We start from the raw sequence: 12158 nt of genomic DNA, 5'->3' as shown, positions 1-12158 counted from the left end.
GGTTCGAATCAGTTGTTGATTTCGCCCACGAGTCTACCGCGCAAACTGGATGCGTTAAGTAGTAGACCGAGTAGACGAAAAGAACGTGACATGAATCAAACCTCGTAAAATGAGTGCTGCACATATTGGTACTGGATTCGCCTGGCGATGTCAACCCTAAGTGAAAGGGTATTTCTCTGGCCGGTAAAGGGCGATGTGCTGGGATTATCGGCCATCACAGAGCATTGCCATTAATTAACGGTAGCTTAGCGCGTTATGCCACTTTAAAAAATCTTTTAAAAAAGGCGGATAATTTTAAGTTGCTGAATTATATGTTTTTAGTAAGGCTTATTCGTCAGGTGGAAAAACAAGATAAAGCTTGTTGCTTAGCAGATTGTGATGTGGAAGAGGGATTTAAGAGTTAATCACGCCAGAAACGCGGTAGCGGAAAAAATTGTGGGCTAAACACGCTGGCAATATGAAAATCATATTTCTTACAACACGCTGTAAATAATCTGCAAACCAGCATTTTCCTCTGTCCTTATGCCGTCGCATTAGTTTATTCCTCCCGGGCGATAATCACGCGTCAGTGCCTTTTTTGTCACTGACAGCGCTGTGCCGCCTTATGACGTTTGCAGGCCGGGTTTTCTGCGGTTATGGTAATCGACCTACTCTCAAAAGAATCCACGCAGGTAGATTCCCTGTACCTGGAAGACGAAATGAATGGCGTCTTCTGAGCATAAACATAAGGTTTTGATCTTAATTGGCAATAAAGGGACAGATGCGAGCGGCACGCAGGATAGCGTTTGCTGGCGCAGCTGGCTCTCAAGCCTGGAGGCAGAAAATGGAGATGTTGTCAGGAGCCGAAATGGTCGTCCGTTCGTTAATCGATCAGGGCGTTAAGCAGGTATTCGGTTATCCGGGCGGTGCGGTGCTCGATATTTATGATGCGCTGCAAACGGTCGGTGGTATTGACCACGTGCTGGTGCGCCACGAGCAGGGCGCCGTACATATGGCGGATGGCCTGGCGCGCGCGACCGGCGAAGTCGGCGTGGTGCTGGTCACCTCAGGTCCTGGCGCCACCAACGCTATCACCGGTATTGCGACCGCGTATATGGATTCCATTCCGCTGGTGATCCTCTCCGGTCAGGTGCCGTCCTCGCTGATTGGCTATGACGCCTTCCAGGAGTGCGACATGGTGGGGATTTCGCGTCCGGTGGTGAAGCACAGCTTCCTGGTGAAAAGCACCGAAGAGATTCCGACGGTGCTGAAAAAAGCCTTCTGGCTGGCGGCCAGCGGTCGTCCGGGACCGGTGGTGATTGATCTGCCAAAAGATATTCTGAATCCGGCCAACAAGCTGCCATATGTGTGGCCGGAAACCGTCAGCATGCGCTCTTACAACCCGACGCTGCAGGGCCACAAAGGCCAGATCAAGCGCGCGCTGCAGACGCTGCTGGCGGCGCACAAGCCGGTAATTTATGTCGGCGGCGGGGCCATTACTTCAGGCTGCGAGGCGGAACTGCTGCAGCTGGCAGAGCAGCTGAATATTCCGGTCACCACCTCGCTGATGGGGCTGGGCGCGTTCCCGGGCACGCATCGTCAGTGTGTGGGCATGCTCGGTATGCACGGCACCTATGAAGCCAACATGACCATGCACAATGCCGATCTGATCTTTGGTATCGGCGTACGCTTTGACGACCGCACCACCAACAATCTGGCGAAGTATTGCCCGAATGCCACCGTGATGCACATTGACGTCGACCCGACTTCGATTTCCAAGACCGTCAGCGCCGATATTCCGATTGTCGGCGATGCCAGACAGACGCTGACGCAGATGCTGGAGCTGCTGGCGCAGAGCGAGGCGAAGCAGGAGCTCGACAGCCTGCGTGACTGGTGGCAGAGCATTGAAGGCTGGCGCAGCCGCAAGTGCCTGGAATTTGACCGTACCAGCGACAAAATTAAACCGCAGGCGGTGATCGAAACCATTTGTCGTCTGACGCGCGGTGAGGCTTATGTGACCTCGGACGTCGGCCAGCACCAGATGTTCGCCGCGCTTTACTATCAGTTCGATAAACCGCGTCGCTGGATCAACTCCGGCGGCCTCGGCACCATGGGCTTTGGCCTGCCGGCGGCACTCGGCGTGAAGATGGCGCTGCCGCAGGAGACCGTAATTTGCGTAACCGGCGACGGCAGTATTCAGATGAATATTCAGGAGCTGTCGACCGCGCTACAGTATGACCTGCCGGTGCTGGTGCTGAACCTGAACAACCGCTTCCTCGGCATGGTGAAACAGTGGCAGGACATGATTTACTCCGGCCGCCATTCACAATCTTATATGGAGTCGCTGCCGGACTTCGTGCGCCTGGCGGAAGCCTATGGCCACGTGGGCATCGCGATTCAGCATCCGGCTGAGCTGGAAGAGAAGCTGCAGCTGGCGCTCGATACGCTGGCGAAAGGGCGTCTGGTGTTTGTGGATGTCACGGTGGACGGCAGCGAGCACGTCTACCCGATGCAGATTCGCGGTGGCGCGATGGATGAGATGTGGTTGAGCAAAACGGAGAGGACTTAATTATGCGTCGTATTTTATCAGTTCTGCTGGAGAACGAATCCGGCGCATTGTCGCGCGTGGTGGGGCTGTTTTCCCAGCGCGGCTATAACATTGAGAGCCTGACCGTCGCGCCGACCGATGATCCTACCCTGTCGCGTATGACCATTCAGACCGTGGGCGACCAGAAAGTGCTGGAGCAGATCGAAAAGCAGCTGCATAAGCTGGTGGACGTGTTGCGCGTCAGCGAACTGGGGCAGGGCGCTTACGTCGAGCGTGAAATCATGCTGGTGAAGATTCAGGCCAGCGGGTACGGTCGCGAAGAGGTAAAACGCAGTGCGGAAATTTTCCGTGGGCAGATCATCGATGTGACGCCGACGCTGTACACGGTTCAGCTGGCCGGCACCAGCGATAAACTCGACGCGTTCCTCAACACCGTACGCGAAGTGGCGGAAATCGTTGAAGTGGCGCGTTCCGGCATCGTCGGGGTATCACGCGGCGATCGCGTAATGCGTTAATACCGCAAAGTTATCATCGGTTTTCAAGCTAACCCGGCGGAATGCCGGGTTTTTTTATTTTATGCGCTTCGGCCGCTTGTGCATGAAAAGCGGTTGCTCAGCGTACTGTTCTGCGGTTAGATGTTACAAATGTTTTACCCTTAGCTACTCTGCGGACATTTTCGCCAGCCCTGGCTTATCAGAATTAAGGTGTCATCGTGAAACTGGATGAAATTGCGCGCCTGGCGGGCGTGTCGCGCACCACGGCGAGCTATGTCATCAATGGCAAAGCGCGGCAGTATCGTGTCAGCGACAAAACCGTTGAGAAAGTCATGGCGGTGGTGCGTGAGTACAACTATCACCCCAACGCGGTGGCTGCGGGCCTGCGCGCCGGACGCACCCGTTCGATTGGTCTGGTGATCCCCGATCTGGAAAACACCAGTTATACCCGCATCGCCAACTATCTCGAACGCCAGGCGCGTCAGCGCGGCTATCAGCTGCTGATTGCCTGTTCCGAAGATCAGCCGGATAACGAAATGCGCTGCATTGAGCACCTGCTGCAGCGTCAGGTGGATGCGATCATTGTCTCCACGTCGCTGCCGCCGGAACATCCGTTCTATCAGCGCTGGGTCAACGATCCGCTGCCGATTATCGCGCTGGACCGCGCGCTGGATCGTGAACACTTTACCAGCGTGGTCGGTGCCGATCAGGATGACGCGCAGGCGCTGGCGGCTGAATTGCGTCAGCTGCCGGTGAAAAATGTGCTGTTTCTCGGCGCGCTGCCGGAGCTGTCGGTCAGCTTCCTGCGTGAAATGGGGTTCCGCGAGGCGTGGCAGGGCGATGAACGCCCGATCGATTTCATCTATTGCAATAGCTTTGACCGCGCCGCTGCGGCGACGCTGTTTGAAAAATACCTTGAAGACCACGCGATGCCCGAAGCGCTGTTTACCACCTCGTTTGGCCTGCTGCAGGGGGTGATGGACGTGACGCTGAAGCGTGACGGCCGCTTGCCGACAGACCTGGCTATTGCAACTTTCGGCGACCACGAATTATTAGACTTTCTGGAGTGCCCGGTGCTGGCGGTAGGGCAGCGCCATCGCGATGTTGCTGAGCGTGTGCTGGAGCTGGTGCTGGCTTCGCTGGATGAGCCACGCAAACCGAAGCCGGGTTTAACCCGTATTCGCCGTAATTTATTCCGCCGCGGACAATTAAGTCGTCGCGCTAAATGAAGCGTCGGGCGAGACGTCGCCCGCGCTAATTTCTCTCATCCATATTTAACCAGACGCACACGGGCGTAAAAAAGCGTAAATTATCATCGCCCCGGCTAACGAATTATCGGCGCTGGATTTTCTTATTTGTTTACATCTTCAGCAATCGCGCATAGCAGAGCTGACGCGATGGTGCTGGGCTTCCTTTCAGAAATCCCCTAAAATGCCGCCGCCGTCGCAGATTGGGGCAGAATAATCGCAGCGGTAAAATTGCGCTAATTTTCACCGATAAATCTGACGCAAGTTTTTTTTATACTGTTATTCATCAGGTTAATTTTAAATTGGCCTTTCATTCTCCTCTTATTCTTCTCTCCGGTTAATTTCATTCGGTGTAAAGAGTGATATTCACTTGCCGTTGCGGCTTGACAAGGATTTCATCGGCTCCGTAAACTCGTTTCGTGGTAAAAAGTGGGATAAAGTGGTGAAAACGGGTAACTGAGGGGTAGGGCTGGCATGTTCCGTGGAGCAACGTTAGTCAATCTCGACAGCAAAGGGCGCCTGGCGGTGCCGACGCGTTATCGCGAATTGCTGCTCGCAGAGTCTCAGGGTCAAATGGTTTGCACCATTGACCTCCATCAGCCCTGCCTGCTGCTTTATACCCTGCCCGAATGGGAAATTATTGAGAAAAAACTGGCCCGGTTATCCAGTATGAATCCGAACGAGCGTCGCGTGCAGCGTCTGCTGTTAGGTCATGCCAGCGAGTGCCAGATGGATAACGCAGGCCGTTTACTGCTGGCGAATACGTTGCGCCAGCATGCGAGCCTGACCAAAGAAGTGATGCTGGTTGGACAGTTCAACAAGTTTGAGCTGTGGGATGAACAGACCTGGTATCAACAAGTTAAGGACGATATTGACGCAGAACAGTCAGCTCAGGAGCCTTTATCTGAGCGGTTGCAGGACTTGTCGCTATAGCTATGCAGGAAAATTTTAAACACACCACGGTGCTGCTGGATGAGGCGGTTAACGGCCTTAATATCAGGGAAGACGGCATTTATATTGACGGCACCTTTGGTCGCGGCGGTCACTCACGCCTGATCCTGTCGCAGCTTGGCGCGCACGGACAGTTACTGGCGATCGACCGCGATCCGCAAGCCATAGCCGCAGCCGCTGAGATAAAAGATCCACGTTTTTCGATTGTGCACGGGCCGTTTTCAGCGCTGGCTGAGTATGTCGAAGAGCGCGGGCTGACCGGCAAAATCGACGGCGTACTGCTGGATTTGGGCGTCTCTTCGCCTCAGCTGGATGACGCCGAGCGCGGTTTCTCCTTTATGCGCGACGGGCCGCTGGATATGCGTATGGATCCGACGCGCGGTCAGTCGGCAGCCGAGTGGTTGCAGAGCGCGGAAGAAGCAGACATTGCGTTTGTGCTGAAAACCTACGGCGAAGAGCGTTTTGCGAAACGCATCGCCCGCGCCATTGTCGAGCGCAACCGGGAACAGCCGATGACGCGCACCAAAGAGCTGGCCGATCTGATTGCGGCGGCAACGCCGGTAAAAGACAAGTTTAAGCATCCGGCGACGCGCAGCTTCCAGGCGATACGCATCTGGATCAACAGTGAGCTGGAAGAGATCGATATCGCGCTGAAAGGGGCATTGACGGTGCTGGCACCGGGCGGGCGTTTATCCATCATCAGCTTCCACTCGCTGGAGGATCGGCTGGTGAAGCGGTTTATGCGTGATCAGAGCCGCGGACCGCAGGTGCCGGCCGGGATTCCGATGACCGAGAGCCAGCTGAAAGCGCTGGGCGGACGTGAACTAAAAACCCTCGGCAAGCTGATTCCTGGCGAAGCGGAAGTCCAAGACAACCCGCGCGCGCGCAGTTCGGTCCTGCGTATCGCTGAGAGAACCGCATCGTGATTGGCAATGAGCGTCACAGCCTGCCCGGCGTCATTGGTGGCGATCTGCTGCGTTTTGGCAAGATCCCGCTGCTGCTGCTGATCGCCGTGCTGGTTTCTTCGGTGCTGGTGGTGACCACCACGCATAAGACCCGTCTGCTGACGGCGCAGCGTGAGCAGCTGGTGCTGGAGCGTGATGCGCTGGATATCGAATGGCGCAACCTGATCCTCGAAGAGAATGCGCTGGGCGATCACAGCCGGGTAGAACGGATAGCAACCGATAAGCTGCAGTTGCAGCATGTTGATCCTTCACAGGAAAATATTGTGGTGCAGAAATAAGGAATCGCAGACCTCAATGAGCGGCGCAGGCAAAACGCTGAAGTTAAGAAAACAGGAAGATAAGGCCAGCTTTGTAAGCTGGCGTTTTGCGTTGCTGTGCGGCTGTATTCTTCTGGCGCTGGGCGGATTGCTGTCGCGCGTGGCGTGGCTGCAGGTCATTAGCCCGGATAAGCTGGTGAAGGAAGGCGATTTACGTTCGCTGCGCGTGCAGGAAGTGCCTACCGCACGCGGCATGATCAGCGATCGCGCCGGACGCCCGCTGGCAGTAAGCGTGCCGGTTAACGCCATCTGGGCCGATCCCAAAGAGCTGACCGAGCACGGCGGCGTCACCGTTGATAGCCGCTGGAAAGCCTTGTCGGATGCGCTGTCGATCCCGCTGGATCAGCTGGCGGCGCGCGTCAACGCCAACCCAAAAGGGCGCTTTATTTACCTCGCCCGTCAGGTTAACCCGGCGATTGGCGAATACGTGAAAAAGCTCAAGCTGCCCGGTATTTACCTGCGCCAGGAGTCGCGCCGCTACTATCCCGCCGGTCAGGTCACTGCCCACCTGATTGGCTTCACCAACATTGACGGCCAGGGCATTGAAGGCATCGAGAAGAGCTTTGATAAATGGCTGACCGGCGAGCCGGGCGAACGTACCGTGCGCAAAGACCGCTACGGGCGGGTGATTGAAGATATCTCCTCGGTCGACAGCCGCGCCGCGCACAACCTGACGCTGAGCATCGACGAGCGCCTGCAGGCGCTGGTGTACCGCGAACTGAACAATGCCGTTGCCTTCAACAAAGCCGAATCTGGCACTGCGGTGCTGGTGGACGTGAACACCGGCGAAGTGCTGGCGATGGCCAACAGCCCGGCTTACAACCCCAATAATCTCAGCAACACGCCGAAAGACGTCATGCGTAACCGCGCTATTACCGACATCTTCGAGCCGGGTTCCACCGTGAAGCCAATGGTGGTGATGACCGCACTACAGCGCGGCGTGGTGAAAGAGAACAGCGTTCTGAACACCGTGCCGTATCGCGTCAATGGTCATGAGATCAAAGACGTGGCGCGCTATAACGAATTGACCCTTACCGGGGTTCTGCAGAAGTCGAGTAACGTCGGGGTTTCGCGCCTCGCGTTAGCGATGCCCTCCTCAGCGCTGGTAGAAACTTACGCGCGCTTTGGCCTGGGTAAACCGACCAATTTGGGGCTGGTCGGGGAAAGTAGTGGCTTATACCCTCAAAAACAACGGTGGTCTGACATAGAGAGGGCCACCTTCTCTTTCGGCTATGGGCTAATGGTAACGCCGTTACAGTTAGCGCGAGTCTACGCAACCATTGGCAGCTACGGCATCAACCGCCCGCTGTCGATTACCAAAGTTGACCCGCCGGTGGCGGGCGAGCGCGTTTTCCCGGAAGACCTGGTGAAAACCGTGATGCACATGATGGAAAGCGTGGCGCTGCCGGGTGGCGGTGGTGTTAAAGCCGCCATCAAGGGCTATCGCATCGCGATCAAAACCGGTACCGCGAAAAAAGTCGGGCCGGACGGACGCTACGTCAATAAATACATTGCTTACACCGCGGGCGTTGCGCCTGCCAGTCGCCCGCGTTTTGCGCTGGTGGTGGTGATCAACGATCCCCAGGCCGGTAAATATTATGGTGGTGCGGTTTCTGCACCGGTGTTTGGCGCCATCATGGGCGGTGTCCTGCGCACCATGAACATTGAACCGGATGCGCTGCCAACGGTGGATAAAAACGAGTTGGTGAAGAATAAGAGAAGTGAGGAATCAAGTGACAGATCGTAACCTGCGCGACTTGCTGGCCCCGTGGGTGCCTGGCGCGCCGGCGCGTCCACTCCGTGACATGACACTGGACAGCCGCGCTGCGGCTGCTGGCGATCTGTTTATCGCCGTGGCGGGCCATCATGCTGATGGACGTCGATTTATTCCACAGGCCATCGCCCAGGGTGTGGCGGCGGTCATTGCCGAGGCTGAAGGCGAAGCCAGCGATGGTGATATCCGCGAGATGCACGGCGTCCCGGTCATCTATCTGGCCCAGCTGCCGCAGCGCCTTTCCGCGTTGGCCGGGCGTTTCTACCAGCAGCCGGCTGACAAATTAAAGCTGATTGGTGTGACCGGCACTAACGGCAAAACCACCACCACGCAGCTGATCGCGCAGTGGGCCAACCTGCTGGGCGAAACCGGCGCGGTGATGGGCACGGTGGGCAATGGCCTGTACGGTCAGCTGGTGCCGAGTGAAAACACCACCGGTTCGGCGGTGGATGTACAGCATATTCTGCACGACCTGGTCGGGCAGGGAGCTACCGTCGCCGCGATGGAAGTCTCTTCGCACGGTCTGGTGCAGCATCGCGTGGCCGCGCTGCCGTTTGCCGCTGCGGTATTTACCAATCTGAGCCGCGATCACCTTGATTATCACGGTGACATGCAGGGCTACGAATCGGCCAAGTGGCTGCTGTTTTCTGAGCATCAGGTAGGCGAGGCCATCATCAACGCTGATGATGAAGTGGGCCGCCGCTGGCTGGAAAAATTACCGGATGCCGTGGCCGTTACGCTGGGCAACAATCTGCAGCCCGGCTGTCGTGGCCGCTGGCTGCAGGCGACGGCGATCGATTATCACGACGGCGGCGCACACGTGCAGTTCAGTTCAAGCTGGGGCAACGGCGAGTTTGACAGCCGCCTGATGGGTGCCTTTAACGTCAGCAATCTGCTGCTGGCGCTGGCGACACTGCTGACGCTGGATTATCCGCTCGACACGCTGGTGGCCAGTGCCAGCCAGCTGCAGCCGGTGTGCGGTCGTATGGAAGTGTTCACCGCCGCGCACAAGCCGACGGTAGTGGTGGATTACGCACATACGCCTGACGCGCTGGAAAAAGCGCTGGAAGCGGCCCGGCTGCACTGCAAGGGCCAGCTGTGGTGCGTATTTGGCTGCGGTGGCGACCGTGACAAAGGCAAACGCCCGCTGATGGGCGCGATTGCCGAACAGTTTGCCGATATCGTGGTGATCACCGATGACAATCCGCGGAGCGAAGAGCCGACGGCGATTGTTAACGACATTCTCACCGGCCTGCTCGATCCGGGCCGGGCTCGCGTCATTGCAGGACGAGCGCAGGCGGTCACCCATGCGGTGATGCAGGCCAGCGCCGACGACATCGTGCTGGTGGCCGGTAAAGGCCATGAAGATTATCAAATCATCGGCAACCGCCGTCTTGACTACTCTGACCGCGACACCGTCGCCCGTTTGCTGGGGGTAATGGCATGATTTCGGTTACGCTGAAAACCCTGGCAGAGATTAGCGGTGGGCAACTGCACGGCAGCGATCTCACTATTGCGGATGTCACCACGGATACCCGTAAAGTCACCCCAGGCAGCCTGTTTGTCGCGCTGGTGGGCGAACGTTTCGATGCACACGATTTTGCCGCCGACGCTATCGCCAGTGGCGCTCAGGCGCTGCTGGTGAACTGTCGTTTAGCGGTTGACGTGCCGCAGGTGGTGGTCGCTGACACGCGTATCGCTTTTGGTCAGCTCGGCGCCTGGGTGCGTCAGCAGGCGAAAGCGCGCGTGGTAGGGCTGACCGGCTCCTCCGGTAAAACCTCCGTGAAAGAGATGACTGCGGCGATTCTGCGCCAGTGCGGTGAAACGCTGTATACCGCCGGCAATCTCAACAACGATTACGGCGTGCCGATGACGCTATTGCGTCTTACCCCGCAACACGCGTATGCCGTGATTGAAATGGGCGCGAACCATCAGGGTGAAATCGCTTACACCACCAATCTGGTGCGTCCGGAAACCGCGCTGGTCAACAATCTGGCGGCGGCGCATCTGGAAGGCTTCGGTTCACTGGCGGGCGTGGCAAAAGCCAAAGGCGAAATCTTTGGCGGCTTACCGGTACACGGCACCGCAATCATCAACGCTGACAGCAACGATCTGCCCAACTGGCAGCCGCAGTTCGCAGACAAAACCCTGTGGCGCTTTTCGCCGCAGCCGATGGCAGACGCGGAATTCCGCGCCAGCGATATCGTACTGCGCGCTGACGCCACGCTGTTTACCCTGCACACGCCGCGCGGCGACATCGCCGTCGAGCTGCCGCTGCCGGGTCGGCACAATATCGCTAATGCGCTGGCTGCTGCCGCGCTGGCGCTGTCGGTTGACGCGCCGTTAACCGCTATCCAGTCTGGCCTTAAAACCTTACAGCCCGTTCCTGGGCGCCTGTTCCCGATTCGCCTCGCCGGTAATCAGCTGCTGCTGGATGACAGCTACAACGCTAACGTTGGTTCGATGACCGCCGCTGCGCAGGTGCTGGGCGATATGCCGGGCTTCCGCGTCATGGTGGTCGGCGATATGGGCGAGCTGGGCGACGAAGCCGAAGCCTGTCATCGTCAGGTGGGCGAAGCGGCGAAAGCCGCCGGTATTGATTGTGTGCTGAGCACCGGCAGGTTCAGCCATTTGATTAGTGAAAGCAGCGGCCGGGGCGAACATTTCGCCAGTAAAGCTGAACTGACTGAACGTTTACGCACGCTGCTGTCCCAACATGCGGACATCACTATTTTGGTTAAAGGTTCACGTAGTGCCGCCATGGAGCAGGTAGTACAGAGCTTACAGGAGAAAGGAACATGCTAGTCTGGCTGGCCGAACATCTGGTCGCATTTTATTCCGGCTTTAACGTCTTTTCCTATCTGACGTTTCGCGCCATTGTCAGCCTGCTGACCGCTCTGTTCATCTCTTTATGGATGGGCCCGCGCCTGATCGCCTGGCTGCAGAAACTGCAGATTGGCCAGGTGGTACGTAACGATGGTCCGGAGTCGCACTTCAGCAAGCGCGGCACGCCGACCATGGGCGGCATAATGATTCTGACCTCCATCACGGTTTCGGTGCTGATGTGGGCTTATCCGTCCAATCCTTACGTCTGGTGCGTGCTGGTGGTACTGGTCGGTTTTGGCGTAATTGGCTTCGTTGATGACTACCGCAAAGTGGTGCGTAAAGACACTAAAGGCCTGATCGCGCGCTGGAAATATTTCTGGATGTCAGTGATTTCGCTCGGCGTGGCGTTCGCGCTGTTCATCGCCGGTAAAGATACGCCTGCCACACAGCTGGTGGTGCCGTTCTTCAAAGATGTTATGCCGCAGCTCGGCCTGTTCTACGTGGTGCTGGCCTACTTTGTGATTGTCGGAACCGGTAATGCGGTAAACCTGACAGACGGTCTGGATGGTCTGGCCATCATGCCAACGGTGTTTGTCGCGGCGGGATTTGCGCTGGTGGCCTGGGCGACCGGTAACGTGAAATTTGCCGAGTATCTGCACATTCCGTATCTGCGTCACGCCGGTGAGCTGGTGATTGTCTGTACCGCGATTGTCGGGGCCGGTCTCGGCTTCCTGTGGTTCAACACCTATCCGGCGCAGGTCTTTATGGGCGACGTGGGGTCGCTGGCGCTGGGTGGCGCACTGGGCACGCTGGCAGTGCTGCTGCGTCAGGAATTTTTGCTGGTGATCATGGGCGGCGTATTTGTGGTCGAGACGCTGTCGGTGATTCTGCAGGTGGGTTCGTTCAAGCTGCGCGGTCAGCGTATTTTCCGCATGGCACCGATTCACCACCACTATGAACTGAAAGGCTGGCCGGAGCCGCGCGTGATCGTGCGCTTCTGGATTATTTCGCTGATGCTGGTGCTGATTGGCCTGGCAACGCTCAAGGTACGTTAATC

11 protein-coding genes are annotated in these 12158 nt (G+C 57.3%); 10 read left to right on the top strand and 1 reads right to left on the bottom strand.

All coding sequences use genetic code 11. The features are described 5' to 3' along the window. Nucleotides 1-8 precede the first annotated feature (8 nt). Nucleotides 9-92, bottom strand: a complete 84-nt coding sequence (leuL, locus tag AC6I7J_RS15990) for a leu operon leader peptide (RefSeq protein ID WP_125308910.1) — start codon at nucleotides 90-92, stop codon at nucleotides 9-11. Between the two features lie 731 nt (nucleotides 93-823). Between leuL and ilvI the strand changes: the two genes are divergently transcribed. The 10 genes from ilvI to mraY all read left to right on the top strand — a co-directional run bounded on the left by ilvI (nucleotide 824) and on the right by mraY (nucleotide 12156). Further along, nucleotides 824-2548, top strand: coding sequence for an acetolactate synthase 3 large subunit (ilvI, locus tag AC6I7J_RS15985; protein ID WP_058774831.1), 1725 nt, complete (start codon nucleotides 824-826; stop codon nucleotides 2546-2548). Nucleotides 2549-2550: 2 nt separating this feature from the next. After that, the gene (gene ilvN, locus AC6I7J_RS15980) at nucleotides 2551-3042 is read left to right on the top strand and encodes an acetolactate synthase small subunit (RefSeq protein ID WP_010615603.1); all 492 of its coding nucleotides are present in this window, start codon (nucleotides 2551-2553) and stop codon (nucleotides 3040-3042) included. 197 nt (nucleotides 3043-3239) lie between these two features. Continuing rightward, entirely contained in the window at nucleotides 3240-4250 is a 1011-nt protein-coding gene (gene cra / locus AC6I7J_RS15975; RefSeq protein WP_010615604.1) for a catabolite repressor/activator, read from the top strand. A 492-nt stretch (nucleotides 4251-4742) separates the two neighbouring features. Further along, entirely contained in the window at nucleotides 4743-5201 is a 459-nt protein-coding gene (mraZ, locus tag AC6I7J_RS15970) for a division/cell wall cluster transcriptional repressor MraZ (protein WP_021507569.1), read from the top strand. Between the two features lie 2 nt (nucleotides 5202-5203). After that, entirely contained in the window at nucleotides 5204-6145 is a 942-nt protein-coding gene (gene rsmH / locus AC6I7J_RS15965) for a 16S rRNA (cytosine(1402)-N(4))-methyltransferase RsmH (RefSeq protein WP_211724840.1), read from the top strand. Continuing rightward, entirely contained in the window at nucleotides 6142-6462 is a 321-nt protein-coding gene (gene ftsL, locus AC6I7J_RS15960) for a cell division protein FtsL (RefSeq protein ID WP_021507567.1), read from the top strand. The genes rsmH and ftsL overlap by 4 nt, the downstream gene beginning before the upstream one ends. Nucleotides 6463-6478: 16 nt before the next feature. After that, nucleotides 6479-8248: a peptidoglycan glycosyltransferase FtsI gene (locus AC6I7J_RS15955; RefSeq protein ID WP_021507566.1), complete on the top strand. Its 1770-nt coding sequence runs from the start codon at nucleotides 6479-6481 to the stop codon at nucleotides 8246-8248. Next, nucleotides 8235-9722, top strand: coding sequence for a UDP-N-acetylmuramoyl-L-alanyl-D-glutamate--2,6-diaminopimelate ligase (murE, locus tag AC6I7J_RS15950; RefSeq protein ID WP_088516655.1), 1488 nt, complete (start codon nucleotides 8235-8237; stop codon nucleotides 9720-9722). Before AC6I7J_RS15955 ends, murE begins: the two co-directional genes overlap by 14 nt. Continuing rightward, nucleotides 9719-11080: a UDP-N-acetylmuramoyl-tripeptide--D-alanyl-D-alanine ligase gene (gene murF, locus AC6I7J_RS15945; protein WP_394515618.1), complete on the top strand. Its 1362-nt coding sequence runs from the start codon at nucleotides 9719-9721 to the stop codon at nucleotides 11078-11080. The genes murE and murF overlap by 4 nt, the downstream gene beginning before the upstream one ends. Next, the gene (mraY, locus tag AC6I7J_RS15940; RefSeq protein WP_021507563.1) at nucleotides 11074-12156 is read left to right on the top strand and encodes a phospho-N-acetylmuramoyl-pentapeptide-transferase; all 1083 of its coding nucleotides are present in this window, start codon (nucleotides 11074-11076) and stop codon (nucleotides 12154-12156) included. The genes murF and mraY overlap by 7 nt, the downstream gene beginning before the upstream one ends. Nucleotides 12157-12158: the final 2 nt, after the last annotated feature.

This window comes from Type-C symbiont of Plautia stali, assembly GCF_059730935.1.
Note: the sequence above shows the minus strand (reverse complement) of the source record. Positions and strands in the feature narration are given on the sequence as shown.

What these genes read in the sequence shown, in the direction of transcription:
- leuL (WP_125308910.1), bottom strand. Translation starts at nt 92, where the DNA reads ATGTCACGTTCTTTTCGTCTACTCGGTCTACTACTTAACGCATCCAGT.
- ilvI (WP_058774831.1), top strand. Translation starts at nt 824, where the DNA reads ATGGAGATGTTGTCAGGAGCCGAAATGGTCGTCCGTTCGTTAATCGAT.
- ilvN (WP_010615603.1), top strand. Translation starts at nt 2,551, where the DNA reads ATGCGTCGTATTTTATCAGTTCTGCTGGAGAACGAATCCGGCGCATTG.
- mraZ (WP_021507569.1), top strand. Translation starts at nt 4,743, where the DNA reads ATGTTCCGTGGAGCAACGTTAGTCAATCTCGACAGCAAAGGGCGCCTG.
- rsmH (WP_211724840.1), top strand. Translation starts at nt 5,204, where the DNA reads ATGCAGGAAAATTTTAAACACACCACGGTGCTGCTGGATGAGGCGGTT.
- AC6I7J_RS15955 (WP_021507566.1), top strand. Translation starts at nt 6,479, where the DNA reads ATGAGCGGCGCAGGCAAAACGCTGAAGTTAAGAAAACAGGAAGATAAG.
- murF (WP_394515618.1), top strand. Translation starts at nt 9,719, where the DNA reads ATGATTTCGGTTACGCTGAAAACCCTGGCAGAGATTAGCGGTGGGCAA.
- mraY (WP_021507563.1), top strand. Translation starts at nt 11,074, where the DNA reads ATGCTAGTCTGGCTGGCCGAACATCTGGTCGCATTTTATTCCGGCTTT.